The following is a 22,239-nucleotide window of genomic DNA, read 5'->3' on the forward strand; positions in this document are numbered from 1 at the left end:
GTCCCCTTTCACCTCCCCTTGCTTTCAATAATTTGGGTCCAAGCGCCATGTGGTCCAAAAAGATTCTTTCTTACTTCATCCCAACCACCAAGATAGTCTATGGAAAAGAGCAACTCCGGTTCTACATATTGGTCTTTTCTTGCCTTTATCACTTCTTCATGTACCGGTCGGAAGCCATAGGTAGCAAGGATTTGTTGCGCTTCTTCACTCCATAAATAATCCAAAAATGCTTCGGCAACTTCTCTGTTTCCTTTTCTATCTACGTTTTTATCTATAATTGCAATCGGATTTTCAATTCGAATTGTTGCTTTTGGATAGACGATGTCATACAGTTTTTCTTCACGATTGCGCAGCAAGAGTTCATTTTCATAGGTGACGATGAGGTGACCGAGCCCCTGTTCAAACGTTGTCATCGATTCTCGAGCGCTTTTGTCCATAACACGTACTCTTTCTTGAATCGCTTGAAGACGTTGTAGCGCTTTTTGCGAATCTGGCTCCCCTGTTGCTGTTTCGCTTTCGATGAGCGCAGAGCCGTATATGGCATTAATGATCCACATGGCGCCACCAGACGTTCTAGGACTGGGATAGATGACTTCAATGCCTTCTTGCGTTAAGTCAGACCAATCTTGGATTCCCATGGGATTACCAGGTCGTACGCCAATGGCAACGAGTGAATGTGTTACCATGCCGCCATAGTTTCTCTCTTTCCAAGGCTCTGTGATCAAGCCTTTTTCAGCAATCAAATTCATATCATTTTCCAGTGCAAGAAAAGCAATATCGGCTCGTAAGCCGCCTACGATGGCTCGCGCCTGGGCTCCCGAAGGACCATAGGATTGTCGAATGGTTACTTGCTCACCTTTTTCCTCCAACCAGTATTTTTGAAAAGCAGGAATTACTTCGCCTTCTAATGCTTCTTTTACAACAGAGTAGGCTGATAAGGTTAGAACTACTTCATTCGGTTTTTCTTTTCTGTTAACGTTTTTACTTTCTATCGAACAAGCCGTAGCGACCAAGGCAAGGGTAAAAAAAAAGATCACGCAATAAATTAGTTTTTTTATTAAACTTTTATTTTTTTCTTTCAATCTATTCTCACCTCGCTATCTATCTATCTATCTATCTGTGGAAGGCAAAGAAAAAACCCCCGTATTGGTCTTCATAGTATGTTGAAGAACATCGGGGGGTTCTTTATATCTTATATGGATTTTATTTTTTCTTATCTATCTAGTCTTTGTAAGGCTTGTTCTAAGTCATCGATTAGATCCTGGGGGTCCTCTAAACCTACAGAGAGCCTCAAGAGTCCAGGTCCAATACCTCTTTTGATTCGTTCTTCCGGCTCCATAGCACCATGCGACATGGTCGTGGGATAAGACAGAATCGACTCGACGCCGCCTAGGCTTACAGCAACGAGCGGCAATTTTACCTGGCTAAGAAACTGTTTGACTCTCTCTCGGCTGCCTAGATCAAAGGATAGCACAGCGCCTGGCCCAGCTGCTTGCTTTTGTTGTAACTCATAGCCTTTATGACTTTCTAGACCTGGATAGTAGACTTGTTCGATTTGTTTGTGTCCTTCCAGATAACGAGCAACGATTTCTGCTCCTTTTTGAGAAGCTTCCATGCGAACTGCTAGCGTTTTTAAGCCTCTGAGCAAGAGCCAGCTATCATGAGGACTAAGGATGGCGCCAAAGGCGTTTTGATAAAAAGAAATTGCTTTTCCTAGCTTTTCATCTTTGACAACAATGGCACCGGCAACAAGATCACTATGTCCACCTAAAAACTTCGTGGCACTGTGTACAACCACGTCGACGCCCAGATTAAGGGGCTGTTGCAGATAGGGCGTCATAAAGGTATTGTCAATGATAGTACGCCATTTTCTTTCTTTGGCCAGAGCAACAGCGCCTGCTATATCGGTAATCGCCATCGTAGGGTTAGAAGGCGATTCTAGAATCAAGCCTTTTGTGTTGGGGCGAGCCGCTTTGGCAATCGCCTCTACGTCTGTGGCATCTACAAAGGTTGTCTCCACACCAAAGTGAGGCCAAACTTTAGAAAGAAGGCGATAGGTGCCGCCGTAAATGTCACGGGAAGCAATTACATGATCGCCGGCGCCAAAGAGGGCCATCGCAGTCGTCATGGCTGCCATCCCAGAAGCTAAAGCAAAGCCCCTTGTTCCACCTTCTAGCGTAGCAAGGGATATTTCCACGGCTTCTCTGGTGGGATTGCCAGAACGAGAATATTCATAAGGCGGGATTTCATCAATATCCTTCTGGTGAAAGGTAGAAGCCATGAAAATTGGCACACTCGATGCACCTGTATGTTTTTCCGGTTCTACACCGGTGTGAATCACTTGCGTTGCTTTTTTCATTTTTCTCTGTCCTTCCTCTATTCTAGCTATCCCACTTTGAATTAATTAGCCTAGAGCTTCCTCCAGATCGGCGATCAGGTCATCTACATTCTCAATACCTACGGAAAGTCGCAAGAGCGTCGATGTAACACCTGTTTGTTGTCGCAATTCTTCTGGAATGTCAGCATGGGTTTGGCGAGCCGGAAAGGTGATCAGCGATTCCACACCACCTAAACTCTCAGCAAAAGAAATCAGTTGAACGCGAGATAACACTTCTTCGACTTTTTTTTCTTCGCGAACGGCAAAAGAAACCATGGCGCCTGCGCCACGTGCTTGTTCAAAATGAACGTCTCTACCAGGATGACCAGGCAATCCTAGGTAATAGACTTGCTCAACTGCCTTGTGCTCTTGTAACCACTGGGCGATTTTTTGTGCACTGGTCTGACTTTGTTCCATTCTCAAGGCCAAGCTTTTCATGCCTCGAAGCAAGAGCCATGCATCGAAGGGGCCTAAGACAGCACCAATGGCATTTTGCATAAAGTACAGCTTTTCACCGAGTTCTTCCGTTGCTGCAACAACAAGGCCTGCTACCACATCGTTGTGCCCTCCTAGGTATTTGGTTCCACTGTGCACAACAATATGGGCTCCTAACTCAATGGGTTGCTGCAGATAAGGACTCATAAACGTGTTATCTACTATAAGAAGCAAGGAATGCTCCTGACACAACTTGTTAAGTGCTCGCAGATCGGTAATATGCATTGTCGGATTCGTAGGCGTCTCTACGAAAATGGCTTTTGTCTTTTCTGTAACGGCGTCAGCAATTTTGTGGCTCCAGCGAGTGTCAACGTAGGTAGCTGTAAGGCCTAGAGGCTTGTAGATTTGTTCCATCAATCGATAGGTCCCACCGTATAAATCTTGACAAAAAATGATGTGATCACCTGGCGCAAAGATAGACAAGCAGTTGGCAATGGCAGCCATACCTGAAGAAAACGCAAGTCCCCTTTTCCCTTTCTCTAGTTGAGCAATTGCTTCTTCTAAGACTTGTCTTGTCGGATTGCCAGAACGGCTATAGTCATAACCTGTGCTTTCCCCTAAAGCAGGATGGCGGAAGGTGGCAGAGGGATAAATCGGGTAACTTACAGCACCAGTATGATCTTTTCCATTCCCTAGTTGAGCTAGTAAAGTCTCTATGCGCATGTACCGCATCCTCCTTCTTGTGTTACATTAAAAAAAGTCTTCCCTGTTGAAGAGAAGACCTTGTCTTGCTTGCGATCTTATCTTCCAGGGTGATCCCCGCAGGATGTAGCACCTTGCAGTATTTCTGCCGGTTGCCGGGCTTCACAGGGCCTGTCCCTCCGCCACTCTTGATAAGAGACCATATGCAGTTCCAGATATTAGAGTAAGCGCTAATTCTTAAAAGGTCAAGACTTTTTTGCACGGGCATGGCGGTTACATTAAAATGTTTAATTGTTACTTTGTGGTGGGAGCATGGCGAGTTAGCAATAAATTGTCAAAAGCATGTATTGACAAAGCACTCTATTACCAGTATCATGAACTCAAGAGATATCGTTAATATCCGATATGATTAGTTGGGATTAAAAGCATAAGGAGTGACTTTGTTATGGCTTTGATAGCAAATAACGTCAGTGAGCTAATTGGAAAAACCCCGATGGTGCAGTTGAATCGCATTGTAGAGGCTGACAATGTAGAAGTCATCGCTAAGTTAGAATCATTCAATCCTGGTGGCAGTGTGAAAGATCGTATCGGATTGAATATGATTGTAGATGCCGAGCAAAAAGGATTGCTCAAAGAAGGTTCCGTCATCATTGAGCCAACAAGTGGCAATACGGGCATTGCTTTGGCTATGATTTCTGCCGTCAAAGGCTATAAGCTTATCCTCACAATGCCAGAAACAATGAGCGTAGAAAGAAGAAACTTGTTGAGTGCCTACGGCGCTGAACTCGTACTAACACCTGGTGCCGAAGGCATGAAAGGCGCTGTGCGTAAAGCAGAAGAATTGACCGAGACCATTGAAAATGCAGTCTTGCTACAACAGTTTGCCAACTCTTCTAACCCAGCCATTCATGAAGTAACAACCGGTGAAGAAATCTGGAAAGATACAGAAGGAAACATCGATATTTTTGTTGCTGGTGTTGGTACGGGTGGTACCGTCACAGGCGCTGGTAAGACACTGAAAAAATATAACAGCAACATAAAAGTAGTTGCTGTAGAACCTGCAGCTTCTCCAGTACTCTCCGGTGGAAAACCAGGCCCTCACAAAATCCAAGGTATTGGAGCTGGCTTTGTCCCTCCTGTACTCAACCTTGATGTAGTCGATGAAATCATTACGGTCTTAGACGATCATGCTCTGATTACAAGTCGTAGACTGGCCAAAGAAGAAGGCTTGCTCGTAGGCATTTCCGCAGGTGCTATTGCTTATGCAGCTCTCCAGATAGCCAAGCGTCCTGAAAATGCTGGGAAGCGCATCGTCGCTGTCCTTCCTGACACGGGCGAACGCTACTTGAGCACTGTACTGTTTACAGAAGCGTAAGTGTTTTACGTAAAGATAAGAAAGAGTTCACCCTCACCAAATCATTGGATTTGCGGGGCGAACTCTTTCTTTTTTTGTCATCCTATTAGAAATTGCTCAGGTACATCGTGCGTTAGCGGGGATCTTTCGAGATTTCTGGTAATGTATCATGCTCTTCAATCGTAGCCATACCAGGGTCAGATGGAATTCCTTGTAAACTATCGGGGTCAACGGCTGATGGTAAATTGGTTAGTTCATGATTTTGCAAAGGCTGGTCTTTCTTTTTGTCACTTTGTTCTGCCTGGTTGTGATAGCCATTCTCGCCTTTTTGGTGTTGATGATTCATTATAACGCCTCCTTTTCTTTTTTACTTTTTCCGAAGAAAAGGTGGCTCATGCTTCTTTATTGTCTTTCTTAACTTTAAAGCTTTCTGTCACTGCTTTTAATTCCATGGCCATCGCACTAGCTTCTTCTGTAGCGGCTGAGATGGTCTCCATGGCAGCAGAAGTCTCTTCAGCAGAGGAGGCTACATATTGCGCTTTCTTGAATGTTTCTTCGATGGAAGTCGCCACAGAGTGAATTAGAGAAACTATCTTATCGGAGCTTGCCACTTCTTCTGCTGTTAGATCTACAATATCTTGCACTGCTGTTTCCGCTTCTTTAACAGTGATTAAAATCTGTTGTAGTGCCTCTCCAGCTTTTCGAACGACAACAACCCCTTGCTCTACTTCATCACGGCTTTCTTGCGTCGCTTCTACAGCAGCTTTTGTGTTTTGCTCTACTTTTTTTACCAGCGCTGCCACGTCTTCTGCGCCTCGACTGGATTGTTCTGCAAGCTTGCGAATCTCTTCCGCAACAACTGCAAAGCCTCGTCCTTCTTCACCGGCTCGTGCTGCTTCAATGGCTGCATTCAGCGCCAACAAGTTCGTTTGTCCTGCAATGTTGGTAATGGTTTCTGTGATCATGCTAATTTGCTTGGAGTAGTGATTCAGTGTTGCAATCTGCTCTTCTGTCTCTACGGTCTTTTTTCTAATCTTGTCCATTCGCTCTACTGTTTCTTCAACAGTATTTTTCCCTTTTTCAGCAGCTTTTAAAGAGTCTCCCGTATAGTCGGCCGCTGCAACAGCTTTGCTCTTCGCAATTTGAATCAGCGAAGAAAGTTCTAACAGTACTTCGGAAGAATCCATGGTAGCCTGGTTGCCTTTCTCTGCATCTTCCGTAAGTTCTTGAATATTCATGACTACTTCTTCCGTTGCCGCAGTGACTTCCTGCGTTGAAGCAGCCATTTCTTCAGAGCCTGCTGCTAGTTCATCAGCACTTTGACGAACTAGAGAAATGACAGTGGACTGCTTTTCGATCATCTGATTAAAAGAATTGGTTAAATCTCCGATTTCATCGCTAGAACGAACTGTCCCTTGTACTGTTAAGTCACCAGCACCTGCCTGGGCCATGAGATTTTGTAATTCTTTTACTGGTGCCACAATCTGGCGGGCAAAAAAGAGTCCAAGAAAGGCAGCTGCAGAAAAAATAACAAGGGCGGCCACAGTAGTCCGAAGGACCAAGGCAACTTGAATATCTCTAATCTCGGCACGAGGAATTGCCGTTCCAATCATACCAATAATTTGACCACTGGCACCTTGCAAAGGCATGTAGCCGGTGATGAAGTTGCTGTCAAAAGAGGCATTCATACCAACAAAAATTCGACCTTCCCCAAGTACGACCTGTGTTATCTCATCGTTTTGTATCTCCGTGCCGAGTCGTCGTTTCCCCTGCTCATCTTCAGAGGTTGTCGCCACTCGCTCCGACCCCAAGAAGAGACTGAAAACAGCGTCATACATATGTTGTGCTTGATCGACCATGTAATTTTGACTGGCCACGTAGCCCGTAGAAAGAGCTCCAATCAGTTGCCCTTCCTGATCATAGATGGGAGTGCCCGCTCGAACAGAGAGCCTGACAACACGCCCCTCTTCAATTCCTACAAAAGCGTTGCCTTGTAAAGCCTGCTGAATATTGGTTTGGTTCGAAATATTATCATCTGCTGCAGGGATCCGCTCTGGCTCATGGGTCCTAATAATGACGTTGCCTTCTGGGTCTGTGATGACAAGGTAATCAAGTTTTCCTTGTTCCATCAAGGGTGTTGTCACTTCTAGCAGGTACGTAAAGTCTCTTTGCTGAACGCCTTCCATAATGAGAGGGTGCTTGGCTAAGTTGTTACTATGAGCCATTGCCTGTCTCTCATAGATTCGCAAAAGTTCTTCTAGGCCTTCTAGATTTTTTTCAATTCGTTCTACAAAAAACCGTTCAAAGCGATCGCTAGCCGTGAAAACAGAGAAAAGCCCGAAGACAGTTGTTGCTACGAATAAAATTCCTAAGACGAGTAGTAAGAGCTTTACTTGTAAGCTTTGTAAATAGTGATTCATAGGCATCGCTTCTTTCATTTATTGTAGTATAACATCAAAATAGCTACCTTGTGGTGGGGACAGGCGTTATGAATTCCTTCCGAACGGACTCATCCCACGCCATAAGCGGCAGCAAGCTGCCGATGGCTGAGGTCTGAAGTCCTCTCTCCAGGAAGTCATAACGCCTGTCCCAGGTACATCTTACTGATTGTGACTGCGTTTTGGCCTATTGCAAATACAAATACAATAGGCAGTTGCGTATATATCGCAGAAAGTTGCGCAAAGCAATGTCAACGGAAAGTAACAATCAGTAAAAAGCCCTCTGGGCCTGGGCATCACGCTTTCCGCAGCGGGACTTGGGACCTCAGCTGTCGCCAGCTTGCTGGCGGTAACAGCGTGGGACCAGTCCAGAGCGGAGGAAAGCGTGATGACCAGGCCCCTGCACAAAGTAACCCCAACGTAATCAGGAAAAGCTGATTTTCATCAAATGGTTGTGCCCAACCGGGCATGGGGGGTTAACACGAATATAGCTACCTTGTGGTGGGGTCAGGCCTTCAAATCCTATATCGTTTCTTTACATATCTTCGACTTTTATTACATATTTGACTTTTTTTTGATAACTTTTGTGTTTATAATGAAGGTTTTTAAAAACCATCACCGAATCTGCAAAAGTTCTCAGAATTGATTGGTTTGTCGCAAGCCCGAAAGCTTGGACAATTTCGCACGCTTGACTTGTTTACAACTGTTTGATTTTCAAGGACCAAAACTTGTTTTTCTTGTGAATTGAGTTACATCTTAGCATTTTTATTCGCCTTTGTCAACCGTTATCTTGTGCCAATTTTGTCGAGCACGCTAGAAAAGGTTGGATATGCTTTTAATCGTTGCTTTTTTTGGCGAATGTTGTTCGCTCTGCGGCGACAACGAAATCTATTGTGCCACAGTTTCTAAAAGAATGCAAGTGTTATTTTTTGGAATAATGCATTTTGTTTTTTTATTTTGAAAAAACAAAGCAACTTCCCAATTAATTTCCACGATTGAAAAGGATCAAGTCAACACAAAGTAACAGGGAAATCGCGAAAAACGGTTTCCCTTTTTTCAACTTCTCTGCATAGTATGCATTTGAAGTACAAAGTTAAGAGCTTTGAAAGCTTCCCTTTGGAGTAGTACTTTCGCTCGATATTGTTTTCTAGCAATTCCTATTGTGCGATTGGTGATACGTTGAACCTTCACCTGCCTCACCTTTTCAGGATTAAGGTAGGGGGGTTTAAATATAAAGGGCTCTGGAGGCGCTTGATATTGCGCTCCAGAGCCTATTAGCAATTCTATTGCTTTTGTTAAAAAGTCTCCTAAGAGCACTACCTTGTTACTGAACCAATGATTTTAAAGAGCTTATTGTGCGATGGAAGGCGAAAGCGTACTTACAGTTGCCCCGTGTTCTTGTAGAATCAATTCGGTAGCCAGTTTACCACATACCATAACAACAGGTACACCACCACCAGGATGTACGCTTGCACCAACAAAGTATAGATTTCTCACTGTGTCCGATGTAATACTTGGTCTAAAGTAGCCAGATTGAAGCAGTGTTGGGGCCAGACCGAAAGCAGCACCTTGGTAAAGGTTAAAACGTTTTTCAAAAGTATGGGGCGTATAAACTTTCTCAAAATCAATTTGATTTCGCAGATCCGTTAGGCCATTTCGCTCTAACTTATCCATTACAACTTCTCTAAAAGACGCTAAGTCTTTGGACCAGTCAACGTTGCTCGTCAAGTTCGGCACAGGCACGAGCACATAGATGACATCTTTTCCTTCTGGTGCTACGGAGTTGTCAATTTTCGTTGGTGAATAAAGATAAATGGCCGGATCATCAGGCAATTTCTTTTCTTTGAAGATCTGATCAAGCGTTTCTTTATAGTTGCGGGTGAAGTAGATGTTATGAACATCTAAGTGTTCATAACGACGATTCGTTCCTAAATAGAACATGAGCGCGCCACAAGAGTTGGTCATGCTTTCTAGTTTTTGATTTGTATATTTACCTCGATGAGGTTTGTCAATTAATTTTTCCATTGTCATGGGGAAATCAACATTAGAGATCACGACAGAAGCATAAAGTTCTTCACCTGTTGAAAGTCTAACACCTTTGGCTCTGCCGTTTTCAATCAGAATTTGCGTTACTTCTGTATTCAAGCGTAAGGTACCGCCAAATTCATCGAGTAGCTTTACCATGGCTTTGCCGATGGCATTCATGCCACCTTTGGGATACCAAACGCCACTTAAGCCATGTTCTACATAAGCGATGATTGTATAAATGGAAGGAGCGTCAAAAGGAGATATTCCCAGGTATATGGACTGAAAAGTCAAGGCGATACGCATCCGCTCATCTTTCACAAAGCGGCTGATATCGTGATACATATTGTTAAGTGTTTTCAGTTGCGCCATACCTACAAGGGTATCAACATTCAAAAAATCTTCTAGCTTTGTCAAGGGCTTTTCAATAAACTTATGTCTTGCAGCGAGGTAGCGTCCATGAATCTGAGATAGGTACTTTAAGTATCCTTCCACATCGTCTGGATTAATGCGTCGAATCTCATCAAGCAAGTCTTTCATATCGCTAGGCAAGGTCATTGTCGTGCCATCATTGAAATGCAATTGATAAAGAGGGTTAAGCCGAACCAATTCTAGATAGTCTTCAATGTTTTTACCAATGTCTGTGAAGAATTGACGAAACACATCATCCATCATCATAATAGTCGGACCAATATCTATGGTGTAACCCTTTTCTTCAACAGCACCCAACCGACCGCCGGGGTTACCCTCTTTTTCCAATACTGTTACATCCCAACCTTGGTGGGCAAGACGGACTGCTGTACTTAGACCAGCTGCACCAGCTCCAACTACAATCACGGAACGGTCAGACTTGTCTGCAACTTCTATCGATGTCATAATACTTTTTCTCTCCAATCTAAAAAAGATTGTTACAATGAATAACCATTACTAACTATTTATTTTAGCAAGAGCCTCCTCTTCCAACAAGCCTAGAATTTCAAATAATTTCTTGTACATGAAATTATTTGTCTCACAAGCGATGGTTTTCTTGACGCTGCCGTTGATTTGCTTGTAAAAAAGACCTCTGAGGATACTTCTTCATCCTCAGAGGCCTTTTTCTTCACTTATTTTATCTTTTTTTTACGATGTAAGCTCTATCAAAACGGTTCTAGTTTCCTCAATCCACTCTACCGTAGCACCCATAGACTCTGCCACGTAGCGCGTCGGTACCATCGTTCGATCATGGCGGATAACTGGATGGGTATCGTAGACCATTCTTGTACCATTTACATAGGCTATGTTGCTACCGATTGTAAATTGACTATTTCTATTCCCTTTGGTGATAGTAACCTTTTGGGTCGGGCCATGCCACTGTACTTGCGCACCCAAGGCTTCCACGATAAAGCGAACAGGAACCATAAGTCGATCATTTTGATCAATGTAGGGGTCTACATCAAAGTCAATTTCTTGATCATTAACAAAAACAGCAATCCTCTGGGACATGGGCGGTTGATAACCCGGTGCATAACCATAGATCAGATAATTTTCACGCTCTGCTTTAAATCGCTCTAAAGCAGGTGCATAGCGAGCTTCTATTTCTTGTGGCGACATCTTTTGCTCTAAAAATTGGCCGATTTTGTTCGTTCCCATGACTTTATCAAACATAACAATGTTGCTGGCACTACTTTTCGGCACTTTAAAATCGCCAATCTGGTAGGCAAAGGCCAAAGCGTAAATGCCCGTTCGCGCTGGATTAAATTGATGATAGTCCGTTATATGCAGGCGAACGCCACCAATGAGGCCGTTGTAGTACGGTTCTGCAATAAAGGTAACACCGGGCAAGCCAGCACTGTTTAATAAGTTGGCGTAGCGCTGGGCATTGAGATCGCGACTTCCTATCCATTTGAAGGTATCTCTCATATGAATCCCTGTGCCTTCCCCCAGACCCGTGGCCATATAGCCGAATACAGATTCTATATCGGGTATATTGGGCGATGTTTGTACCCAGGAGAGGCCTGTGTCTTGATAGATCATATTGCGATTATAGCCTTCCATGGCGATTACGGTAATCGTAGCGTTGATATTTCTATTAAAGAAAAGTGCCATTTCACCGACTGTCATGCCATGAGCTTTCGGTATATTGTCGATACCGACAAATGATTTGTAAAGATCTTCAAGAACAGGACCCTCTACATGAATGCCACCGACTGGGTTGGGACGATCCAGTATAATAACAGGCTTGTCGTATTTCTGTGCAGCCACCATGACGTTATGTAAGGTTGATATGTACGTATAGGTCCTTGCCCCGATGTCTTGTATATCAAAAAGTAGCACATCTACATTTCGCAACATATCTTCGGTCGGCATTCGAGTGCTGCCATAGAGGCTGTAGACAGGTATCTTTAGCTTAGGATGATCGTAAGACTTTACATGTTCGCCTGCTTTTGCTACACCATCAATGCCATGTTCCGGTGCATAAAGGGCTACCAATTGAACAGTTAGATCCTTCGCCAGCACGTCAATGGTGCTCACGCCCTGACGGTTGACACCACTTTGGTTGGTAACAAGACCTACTTTTTTTCCTGCGATTAGATGGTGGTACTTCTCCATCAACACTTCATTGCCAAGCTTAAATTGCTGCGCTGCTTCACTGATTCCGGATGGAGAGAAAGTATGAAGTGGTAGAAGAAGCAAAGCTATCAAGATCAGGCTGAGCCATCTTTTTTTCATCGCCTTTCCCCTTTCTTTTAGTTTTTTTGATAGTACACTATAAGAATTCGTAAGGATAGTTGCTCTTTTGGACAAAAAAGCCCACCTATAGAGGTGGGTTTACACAAATACTGTAAAAGAGGCAGACTTTAGCGCAAGCCTGCTTTTTGCTCCATAAGAGCCCGGACTTTGAGTGGCAGACCGAAGAGATTGATAAATCCTTCTGCATCTTTTTGGTTATAGACTTCATCGCGACCAAAGGTTGAGAGCTCTTCATCATAGAGAGAGTACGGCGATTTGGCACCGGCCGGTGTGCAACTTCCTTTATAAAGTTTCATGCGCACCTTTCCAGTAACCGTTTCTTGTGTTTTATCGACGAAAGCGTCTAAGGCTTCTCGAAGGGGATGATACCATACACCGTCGTATACCAACTCTGCATAACGAAGAGCTAGGATTTCTTTGTAGTGCATGGTTGCTCGATCAAGGCAGAGATACTCTAGTTCACGGTGCGCATTGTAAAGAATGGTACCGCCCGGTGTTTCATAGACACCGCGAGATTTCATACCGACGAGGCGATTTTCTGCGATGTCAATAATACCAACACCATGCGCGGCTGCTATTTCATTCAGCTTTTCCAGTAAAGCTACAGGTCCTAGTGCTTGCCCATTTACTTTGACTGGAATTCCTTTTTCGAAATCAATTTCTACATATTCCGGCTGATCAGGTGCTTTTTCTGGCGGCACACAGATCAGATACAGATCATTTTGGGGTTCATTCCAAGGATCTTCTAAGTCGCCACCTTCGTGACTTAGGTGCCATAAGTTCCGGTCCATGGAGTAGGGGCGCTTTTTCGTAACGGGAACGGGAATATTGCGCGCTTTGGCATAATCGATAGCATCTTCGCGGGAGCGAATATCCCATTCTCTCCAGGGTGCGATGATTTCTAGCTCTGGCGCCAACGCTTTTACAGTTAATTCAAAACGAACTTGATCGTTGCCTTTGCCAGTGGCCCCGTGGGCAATGGCCACAGCGCCTTCTTGACGAGCAATCTCTACCAATCTTTTGGCAATGAGAGGGCGGGCAAAAGAAGTACCTAGGAGGTATTTTTTCTCATAGACAGCACCGGCTTTTAAGGTTGGCCAGATAAAGTCAGTAATAAATTCTTCTTTCACATCTTCAATATAGATTTTGCTTGCACCACTTTGAATGGCTTTTTCATTCAGTGGCTCTAGCTCTTCCCCTTGTCCTAAATCAGCGGCCATGGCAATAACCTCATAGCCATAGTTTTCTTTTAACCAGGGAATGATGATGGAGGTGTCTAAGCCCCCTGAGTAAGCCAGTACAACTTTCTTTGACACGAAAGCAGGCTCCTTTCCGTTCTTTCGATTACATGGTGGCAGCCATGATGGCTTTTTGAGCGTGTAGGCGGTTCTCAGCTTGATCAAAAACGGCAGACTGAGGGCCTTCCATCACTTCATGGGTAATCTCTTCGCCTCGATGGGCTGGTAAGCAATGCAAAACCATGGCTTCTTTGTGCGCCACTTGTAGTATCGATTCATTAATCTGATACCCTTGAAAAGCTTTTATTCTTTTGGCTGTTTCTTCTTCTTGTCCCATCGATGCCCAGACATCGGTGTAGAGTACGTCAGCTCCACGAGCTGCTTCTACAGGATCATGAAGGAGTGTGATTTTTCCTCCATTTTTCTGAGCGTCTTCTGTGGCTAAGCGAACAATTTCTTGATCAGGACCGTATCCTTCTGGCGTGCAGATGACCACATCCATGCCTGTGATGGCACCACCGAACATGATTTCGTGGGCCATGTTGTTGCCATCGCCAATGTAGGTGAACTTAAGTCCTTCTGTTCGACCTTTGTATTCTACGATCGTGAGCAAATCAGCCAGCACTTGACAAGGATGAAGTAGATCGGTTAACCCATTGATAACAGGTACTTCTGCATACTGGGCCAGATCGACAACGTCCTGGTGTGCAAAAGTGCGAATCATGATTCCATCGACATAACGAGAAAGGACACGAGCCGTATCGCGAATCGGCTCTCCTCGTCCAATCTGAATATCTTGTCCGCTCAGAAATAGTGCATGTCCACCCAACTGATACATGCCCACTTCAAAGGAAACACGAGTTCGTGTCGATGATTTGGTAAAAATCATGCCTAAGGTTTTACCTTCTAGCAAAGAATGGGGCTTTCCTGCTTTTTGCAAGGCTTTAAGTTGTCGGGCAAGAGCTAGCAGCTCTTCGATCTCTTGACGACGATAGTCATGCAAAGACAGGAAGTCACGACCTCGTAGCGTGTCTGTTACGTTGACTAGGTTCTTCTGATTGGATACATTCATGTGGCAGCCTCCTCTCGCTCTTGCTCTTAAGATTTCATAATTTTTGCGACTTTTTCTTGCCATTTTGCCGAATTGGTATTTTGATAGCGAGCCATAGAGAAATGTTGAGGCCCCTGGCCTTCTTTAAGCATGGCAATCGTTTCTAGCATAGCACCGGCTGTATCTAGAGAAGTCAGGCAAGGTACGCGATATTCAGAAGCTTGTCTACGAATTCGAAAGCCTGGACGCCCCGCTACCTTACCACGAGTCGGCGTATTGATAATCAAGGAAATGGCGCCATCTTTGATCTGATCCAGGAGGGGTTGAATGGCATACCCTTCAATGTCAACGGCTGAAACAGCCACGCCGGCATTGCGTAAAGCTTCTGCTGTCTGTTTGGTTGCAATAATTGCAAAGCCTAGTTCGGCGTAACGGCGTGCGAGATAAACTGCTTCTTCTTTATCTCTTTCTGCGACAGACAGAAGGAGTGTACCACCGGTAGGAATCTTCATTCCCATTCCGATCATGGCTTTATAAAGAGCGGAAGAAAGGTCAAAGTCTACACCCATGACTTCGCCTGTCGATTTCATTTCAGGGCCTAAAGAAATATCGACGTCTGTTAGTTTCTCAAAAGAAAAGACGGGTGCTTTGACGATTTTGTAAGATGTTTCTGGCCACAAACCGGCTTCAAAACCAAGCTCTTTTAACTTTTTGCCAAGCATAACTTCAATGGCTACTTTGACCATCGGTACAGCTGTTACTTTGGACAAGATAGGAACGGTCCGGGAGGCGCGAGGGTTTACTTCTAAGACGTAGACTTTGCCTTTTTCAACGACATATTGAATGTTGAGCAAGCCGACAACGCCGAGCGCTTTGGCGATGCGCATTGTATAGTCAACGATGGTATCTCTTTCTTCTGCTGTTAAAGTTTTGTGGGGATACACAGCCATGGAATCACCAGAATGGACACCGGCCCGCTCAATATGTTCCATTATGCCAGGAATAATTGTTTCTTCTCCATCGCTAATTGCATCGACTTCCACTTCTTTGCCTCGAATGTATTTGTCGATCAGGATGGGGTGTTTGGGACTGATGAGTACAGCCTTTTCCATGTACGATTCAAGGTCTTCTACGTTTTCTACCACTTCCATAGCTCGACCGCCAATGACATAGCTAGGACGTACAAGAACAGGGAAACCCAATTCCTGGGCTATTTTTTTCGCTTCTTCTGCTTTCGTAGCTGTCATGCCTTCTGATTGCGGAATTTGCAGGCTTTTTAGCAATTGTTCAAATTTTTTGCGATCTTCAGCGAGATCGATGCCTTCTAAAGGTGTACCTAAAATCGTAACACCATGTTCATGCAATCCTGCTGCTAAGTTAATCGCCGTCTGTCCACCAAACTGAACGACCACGCCTTTGGGCTTTTCTTTATCTACAATGTTCAGTACATCTTCTAAGGCCAGTGGTTCGAAGAATAGTTTGTCTGATGTATCAAAATCTGTTGAAACGGTCTCGGGATTGTTGTTAATAATAATCGATTCAAGACCTTTATCTTTTAAAGCCCAAGCCGCGTGGACGGAGCAATAGTCAAATTCAATACCCTGTCCTATTCGAATGGGCCCCGATCCTAGAACGATTACTTTTTCGCCTGTTGTTTCTTTCACTTCATCTTCTGCTTCATAAGCCGAGTAATAGTAGGGCGTATGAGATTCAAATTCTGCAGCGCAAGTGTCTACCATCTTATAGACTGGAATAATGTTATAAGATTTGCGTAGATCCCGTACTTTTTGCGTTGATTGGCCTGCGATTTTAGCAATTTGGTAATCTGAAAAACCGAAAACTTTGGCTTTTCGTAAGGTCTCCTCTGACAAAGGCCACTGTTCCAGCTCTTTTTCTTGATCGACAAGTCCTTTAATTTTTACCAAAAACCAGGGATCGATTTGGGAGTTCTGATGGATTTCTCGAACTGTCCAATCACGACGGAAGGCTTCTGCAATGGCAAAAAGTCGCTCATCATCAGCTCCTGTGATCTTGTCTTCCAATTCCATCTCTGTCCAAGTGGCTGCACCGGGATAGCGCAGGCCATAGACGCCAATTTCTAAAGAGCGTACTGCTTTTTGCAAGGCGCCTTCAAAGGTGCGATCAATGGACATGACTTCGCCTGTTGCTTTCATCTGTGTCGTGAGGCGTCGATCGGCCGTAACGAATTTGTCAAAAGGCCATCTCGGAATTTTGAAGACAACATAATCTAAAGCTGGCTCGAAGCAAGCACTTGTTTTTTGTGTAACAGGGTTTTTGATCTCATCAAGGGTAAGGCCAATGGCGATTTTGGCGGCCATTTTAGCAATGGGGTAGCCTGTTGCTTTCGAAGCTAGGGCTGATGAGCGACTTACGCGAGGGTTCACTTCGATAACGATGTACTGGTTGCTCTTGGGGTTAAGGGCATATTGAACGTTACAACCGCCTTCTACTTTCAAAGCACGAATGATTTTTAAGGAAGCGGAGCGGAGCATTTGGTATTCTTTGTCTGTTAAGGTTTGGGAAGGGGCCACAACAATAGAGTCACCTGTATGTACGCCTACAGGATCAAAATTTTCCATGTTACAGATGGTGATGCAGTTGTCGGCACCGTCTCGCATGACTTCATACTCAATCTCTTTCCAGCCTGCCACACTCTGCTCTAAAAGAACCTGACCTATCATGGACTTTTTCAAACCGAGATCGCAAATGGTACGTAATTCTGTTTCATTGTGGGCGATGCCGCCACCAGTGCCTCCTAGCGTATAGGCAGGTCGAATGATCAGGGGATAACCCGTCTTGTCAGCAAAAGCTACAGCTTGATCGAGGGTAGAGACGATATCAGATAGCGGAATCGGTTCGCCGATCTCTAACATGGTTTTCTTAAAAAGCTCTCGGTCTTCTGCTTTTTTGATCGTTTCTAAGTTCGTGCCAAGCAAGCGAACGTTATATTTCTCCAGAACACCTGCTTCTGCGAGTGCGACAGCTAAGTTTAAACCTGTTTGACCACCTAAAGTAGGCAATAAACCATCAGGACGCTCCTGATCGATGATACGCGTCAAGGTAGGAACATCTAAAGGCTCGATATATACATGATCTGCCATGTTGGCATCGGTCATGATAGTTGCAGGGTTAGAGTTTACTAAAACTACTTCGAGCCCTTCTTCTTTTAAGGCCTTGCAGGCTTGTGTACCAGCATAGTCAAACTCGGCAGCTTGACCAATGATGATCGGTCCAGAACCAATGACCAGGACTTTTTGTAATTTTTGATCTTTTGGCAAGGCCAGTTCCTCCTCTATTTCGCCTTTGCTTCCATGTTGGCAATAAATTCATCAAAAAGAAAGGCTGTGTCTTCAGGACCCGGAGCCGCTTCCGGGTGATACTGCACAGAGTAGACAGGTAAATGGCGATGACGCAGTCCTTCTACGGTGCCATCATTGACATTGCGATGACTTACTTCAACAAACTCGGGCAAAGACTCTTCTTGAATGGAGTAGCCGTGATTTTGTGACGTAATATAGACGCGACCCGTTCTCAAATCCTGTACAGGATGGTTACCACCACGGTGGCCAAATTTCATCTTATACGTATCACCACCGAAGGCCAGTGAGAGCAATTGATGGCCTAAGCAGATACCAAAAATTGGTATGTTCTTCTGGGGCTCTAAAAAATTCTTGATCACCTCAATGGCTGCCGTAGCATCTTTGGGATTGCCAGGACCATTGCTTAAAAAGATGCCTTGCGGTGAAGCTGCTTGAATTTCTTCTACTTTCGTGTGAGCGGGGAAAACCATGAGCTGCAGATCAAGACTCTTTAACATGCGCAAAATGTTTTCCTTGATTCCTAAATCAATGACGGCCACACGAAAGCCTTCGCCGGGAATCACATAAGATTGCGGTGTGGTAACTTTTTCAATCAGGTGTGGACCGGAGACAAGGTGCTGAGAAAGTTTTTGCAGATGGACTTTCCAGGTCTGATACGCTTCGTTAGGGACCAGATCCCGAATCTCATCCATCGTCATGATGGCACCACAATGTTTCGCTGCGATGGCTTCGCCTTCCCAGACTTTTTCTTCAGGGCCTCCCATTAAAATGGCGCCTCGCAAAGCCCCACATTGGCGTATGCGGCGCGTCAAAGCCCTGGTATCGATGCCTTCTAGACCTGGAATGCCCTGTTGCGCTAGGTAGTGCTCAATCGTTTTTTCAGAGCGATAGTGGGAAGGTCGTGCACAAGCTTCACGAACCAAAAAGCCACGCACTTGAGGCTTTACCGACTCTACATCATTGGCATTGACGCCATAGTTCCCGATGAGAGGATAGGTCATGGTTACAATCTGACCGCAGTAAGAGGGGTCCGTTAGTATTTCTTGGTATCCTGTCATCGCCGTGTTAAATACGACTTCGCCTGTAACATTGGCCTGACAACCAAAAGAGCGACCTTTCATAATGGTGCCGTCTTCTAGAAGCAGGTATGCGTTTTTGGTACGAGTCTCCTTTTTTGTACTCATTTTCTTCACCCTTTTCCTGCTTCTGTTAAGACTTCATCTAGAATCGTTATGGCTTGGTCTATATCCTGACTTTGAATCGTCAGGGGTGGCAAAAAGCGTAAAACATTGCCAGCGGTGCAGTTGATAATTAGACCTTTCTGCAAGCAAGAAGAGACAATCGATGCACCTTCTCGATTCAATTGGCAAGCTAGCATAAGGCCAAGACCTCGTACTTCCACAATCATAGAATGGCGAGTTGCTAACTTTTTTAATTCTTCTTGAAAATAAGCACCCATGGTCTGGCAGTGCTTAACTAGACCATCTTGTAGCAACACTTCCATGACAGCCAATGCCGCTGCCGTCACCAAGGGGTTACCGCCGAAGGTAGAAGCATGATCGCCGGGGGAAAAAGCGTCTGCTACTTCATCGGATGCTAGTAAAGCGCCGATAGGAGTGCCTCCTCCAAGCGCTTTAGCCAAGGTCATAATATGTGGTTTTAGTCCGTAGTTTTCGTATGCAAAGAGCTTTCCAGTTCTCCCCATACCGCTTTGCACTTCATCAACAATGAGAAGTACATCTTTCTCTTTTACGAGTTGGGCTAGGCCTTCCCAATAGGAGCGTTCTGCTACGTTAACGCCACCTTCGCCTTGCACAGGCTCAATCATAATGGCGCAAGTTTGTGGCCCCATGACTTTTTGTAAGGCTTCTAAGTCGCCAAAGGGTGCATAGCGAAAGCCTGCAGGCAGGGGTGCAAAGCCTTCCTGATATTTTGGCTGTCCTGTAGCGGTTAGGGCTGCTAAGGTTCTCCCATGAAAAGAATGTTCCATGGTGATGATTTCATATTTTTCTTCGCCCCATCTTTTTTTGGCATATTTGCGAGCCAGTTTGATGGCGCCTTCGTTTGCTTCTGCACCGGAGTTACAGAAGAAAACTTTGTCAGCAAAAGAGTTTTCTACTAGCATTTGGGCCAGCTTATTCTGTGGCTCAATCCAATAAAGGTTGGAGACATGCAGTAGCTTGGCAGCTTGTTCTTGAATGGCTTTTACGACCTTAGGATGGCAGTGTCCTACAGAGTTAACAGCCAGTCCTGACAGAAAGTCCAAGTATTCTTTTCCGTCTCCATCCCACACGCGAGCGCCTAGCCCACGCACCAGGGCAATGGGCAGTCGTCCGTAGGTGTTCATAACATAGTGACGACCTTGTTCGACTTGCTCTTGATTGGTCATCATAGACCAGACGCCCCTTTCATTTATCTACTTAACAACCATCGTCCCGATACCCTGATCGGTAAACACTTCTAATAGCAGTGAGTGCGGGATTCGACCATCGATTATATGTGTCGTACCTACACCGCCTTGCAAGGCTTGTACACAGCAGCGAACTTTTGGAATCATGCCTCCACTGAGAATGCCTTCTTCCATCAAGGGCTCTACTTGATTGATTTGCAAAGAGGAAATAAGGCTATCAGGATCGTTTCGATCCCGTAAAATGCCTTCTACATCGGTCAATAACACCAACTTGTCAGCGCCTAAGGCCTGGGCAATCTCTCCAGCTGCCGTATCAGCATTGATGTTATAGGCTTCTCCCCCTTCACCAGCACCAATGGGCGCAATAACGGGTATATAGCCTTGTTCTATGAGACCTCGAATGAGATCAGGATTGATTTTGACGACATCGCCCACATAGCCGATATCGGTAGGAATTCGTTCGCCGGCTTCATTTTTTACGACTTCAAAGCGTTTTTTCGCTTTGATTAAACCTCCATCTTTCCCGCACAAGCCGACAGCTTTACCACCTTGCCGTTGCAATCTCGCCACAATTTCTTTGTTCACTTTGCCGGCTAAGACCATTTCGACCAGTTCCATGGTTGCTTCATCGGTGACGCGCAACCCTTGGATAAAGGTAGATTGCAAGCCGACTCTCTGAAGCATGCTATTGATCTCAGGACCGCCTCCATGAACGATAACAGGGTTGATCCCAACATATTTCATTAATACAACGTCTTTGATTACTGCTTCTTTGAGGTCATCGTTCAGCATGGCTGCACCGCCGTATTTGATTACGACAGTCTTTCCTGCAAACTTTTTTATGTAAGGCAGGGCTTCTACGAGAATCCCTGCTTTTTCGAGCGCACTGTTCAAGCCTTCATCTCCCTTAGGTTCTGTAGTCAGCATTGATTTTTACATAGTCATAGGTTAAATCACAGCCCCAAGCCCGTGCTTCGGAGCAACCATTTTTTAGATCGGCTGTGATGATGATTTCTTTCTGGGCAAGAATCTTCGATGCTTCTTCTTCTGAAAAGTCAAGAGCTTCTCCATTGCTGGCTGTCTGAATCGTTCCAAGGTAAATATCAACCTGGCCAGGGTCAAATTGGGCGCCTGAATAGCCTATGGCGCATAAGATACGGCCCCAGTTGGCATCAGCACCAAAAATGGCTGACTTGAACAAGCTAGAGCTGATGACGGTGCGAGCTGCTTTTTGAGCATCTTCTTCTGTGGCCGCACCTTTGACGCGCATTTCTACCAACTTGGTAGCACCTTCTCCATCTCGAGCAATCGCTTTGGCCAAATGAATGGATAAGGCAATGAGCGCTTCTTCAAAAGCATCATACAAAGGTCCTTCTTCTACGATGGCAGGTGCATTGGCCATGCCATTGGCCAGTACTAATGCCATGTCGTTGGTAGAGGTGTCACCGTCTACAGAAATCATATTATAGGAAAGCTTTGTTGCTCTTTGCAATGCTTTTTGGAGCAAGGGTTCCGCGATTTTTGCGTCAGTCGTATAAAAAGCAAGCATGGTAGCCATATTGGGGTGAATCATACCAGAGCCTTTGGCCATAGCCCCAATGGTAATAGTTTGATCAGCCACAACGATTTCTACTTTACCTGTTTTTGCAACCAGATCCGTTGTCATAATCGCCTGTGCTGCTTTGTATCCGCCATCTTTTGATAAAGCTTTGGCCAGTGCTTCGATTCCTGCTTGAATGCGGTCCATGGGCATCTGTTGACCAATAACGCCGGTAGAAGACACAACCACTTCTTCTGCTTGTAATTCTAAAGCTTGGGCTGTCGTAGTCGCCATCAATCGGGCATTATCTAATCCTTGCTGGCCTGTACAAGCGTTGGCATTGCCAGCGTTTACGACGACGGCTCGTACAGGCCCCTTTGAAAGATGATCTTTTGTTACTTGCAAAGGGGCTGCCTGAACTTTGTTGGTTGTATAAACAGCAGCAGCTGTGCAAGGCTTCTCGCTGAGTATTAAAGACATATCGAGCCGGCCTGCTTTTTTGATAGCTGCTTCCACACCAGCTGCTTGAAAGCCCACGGGTGATGTTACATTTCCTTCTTGAACAATCGGGTTCATCGCTTTCTCCTGCCTTATTTGC

General features: G+C 45.0%; 15 protein-coding genes and 1 riboswitch. Of the genes, 1 reads left to right on the plus strand and 14 read right to left on the minus strand.

The genetic code is table 11. From position 1 onward, the window contains the following. Positions 1–8: 8 nt before the first annotated feature. From FTV88_RS13900 to FTV88_RS13910, 3 genes are all read right to left on the minus strand, one after another. Complete coding sequence (locus tag FTV88_RS13900) at positions 9–1,082, minus strand: sulfate ABC transporter substrate-binding protein (RefSeq protein ID WP_153726163.1); 1,074 nt, start codon at positions 1,080–1,082, stop codon at positions 9–11. Between the two features lie 131 nt (positions 1,083–1,213). Continuing rightward, positions 1,214–2,359: a trans-sulfuration enzyme family protein gene (locus FTV88_RS13905; RefSeq protein ID WP_153726164.1), complete on the minus strand. Its 1,146-nt coding sequence runs from the start codon at positions 2,357–2,359 to the stop codon at positions 1,214–1,216. 45 nt (positions 2,360–2,404) lie between these two features. Further along, complete coding sequence (locus tag FTV88_RS13910; protein WP_153726165.1) at positions 2,405–3,535, minus strand: trans-sulfuration enzyme family protein; 1,131 nt, start codon at positions 3,533–3,535, stop codon at positions 2,405–2,407. 74 nt (positions 3,536–3,609) lie between these two features. After that, positions 3,610–3,712, minus strand: a riboswitch (SAM riboswitch). Between the two features lie 247 nt (positions 3,713–3,959). On the opposite strand from FTV88_RS13910, the gene cysK reads away from it, so the two are divergent. Further along, positions 3,960–4,889, plus strand: coding sequence for a cysteine synthase A (cysK, locus tag FTV88_RS13915; RefSeq protein WP_153726166.1), 930 nt, complete (start codon positions 3,960–3,962; stop codon positions 4,887–4,889). A gap of 112 nt (positions 4,890–5,001) precedes the next feature. Here cysK and FTV88_RS13920 read toward each other — a convergent pair whose 3' ends face one another. The 11 genes from FTV88_RS13920 to argJ all read right to left on the minus strand — a co-directional run bounded on the left by FTV88_RS13920 (position 5,002) and on the right by argJ (position 22,217). Next, on the minus strand, positions 5,002–5,214 hold the full coding sequence (locus FTV88_RS13920) for a hypothetical protein (RefSeq protein WP_153726167.1): 213 nt from the start codon (positions 5,212–5,214) through the stop codon (positions 5,002–5,004). 46 nt (positions 5,215–5,260) lie between these two features. Next, positions 5,261–7,288: a methyl-accepting chemotaxis protein gene (locus FTV88_RS13925; RefSeq protein WP_162008068.1), complete on the minus strand. Its 2,028-nt coding sequence runs from the start codon at positions 7,286–7,288 to the stop codon at positions 5,261–5,263. 1,368 nt (positions 7,289–8,656) lie between these two features. Beyond that, positions 8,657–10,207 carry a phytoene desaturase family protein gene (locus tag FTV88_RS13930; RefSeq protein ID WP_153726169.1) on the minus strand — a complete coding sequence of 517 codons (1,551 nt, stop codon included), beginning with the start codon at positions 10,205–10,207 and terminating at the stop codon, positions 8,657–8,659. 243 nt (positions 10,208–10,450) lie between these two features. Then, a complete protein-coding gene (locus tag FTV88_RS13935; RefSeq protein ID WP_153726170.1) occupies positions 10,451–12,040 on the minus strand; it encodes an exo-beta-N-acetylmuramidase NamZ domain-containing protein in 1,590 nt (529 codons plus the stop codon). A 128-nt stretch (positions 12,041–12,168) separates the two neighbouring features. Then, positions 12,169–13,377, minus strand: coding sequence for an argininosuccinate synthase (locus tag FTV88_RS13940; RefSeq protein ID WP_153726171.1), 1,209 nt, complete (start codon positions 13,375–13,377; stop codon positions 12,169–12,171). Positions 13,378–13,405: 28 nt separating this feature from the next. Then, positions 13,406–14,371: an ornithine carbamoyltransferase gene (gene argF / locus FTV88_RS13945; RefSeq protein ID WP_153726172.1), complete on the minus strand. Its 966-nt coding sequence runs from the start codon at positions 14,369–14,371 to the stop codon at positions 13,406–13,408. A gap of 26 nt (positions 14,372–14,397) precedes the next feature. Further along, the gene (gene carB, locus FTV88_RS13950) at positions 14,398–17,649 is read right to left on the minus strand and encodes a carbamoyl-phosphate synthase (glutamine-hydrolyzing) large subunit (protein WP_153726173.1); all 3,252 of its coding nucleotides are present in this window, start codon (positions 17,647–17,649) and stop codon (positions 14,398–14,400) included. A 14-nt stretch (positions 17,650–17,663) separates the two neighbouring features. Beyond that, positions 17,664–18,875 carry a glutamine-hydrolyzing carbamoyl-phosphate synthase small subunit gene (carA, locus tag FTV88_RS13955; RefSeq protein ID WP_153726174.1) on the minus strand — a complete coding sequence of 404 codons (1,212 nt, stop codon included), beginning with the start codon at positions 18,873–18,875 and terminating at the stop codon, positions 17,664–17,666. Positions 18,876–18,880: 5 nt separating this feature from the next. After that, entirely contained in the window at positions 18,881–20,080 is a 1,200-nt protein-coding gene (locus FTV88_RS13960; RefSeq protein WP_153726671.1) for an acetylornithine transaminase, read from the minus strand. A 27-nt stretch (positions 20,081–20,107) separates the two neighbouring features. After that, positions 20,108–20,995: an acetylglutamate kinase gene (gene argB, locus FTV88_RS13965; protein ID WP_153726175.1), complete on the minus strand. Its 888-nt coding sequence runs from the start codon at positions 20,993–20,995 to the stop codon at positions 20,108–20,110. Between the two features lie 13 nt (positions 20,996–21,008). Next, entirely contained in the window at positions 21,009–22,217 is a 1,209-nt protein-coding gene (gene argJ / locus FTV88_RS13970) for a bifunctional glutamate N-acetyltransferase/amino-acid acetyltransferase ArgJ (RefSeq protein WP_153726176.1), read from the minus strand. Positions 22,218–22,239: the final 22 nt, after the last annotated feature.

This window comes from Heliorestis convoluta, assembly GCF_009649955.1.
Classification (GTDB): domain Bacteria; phylum Bacillota; class Desulfitobacteriia; order Heliobacteriales; family Heliobacteriaceae; genus Heliorestis; species Heliorestis convoluta.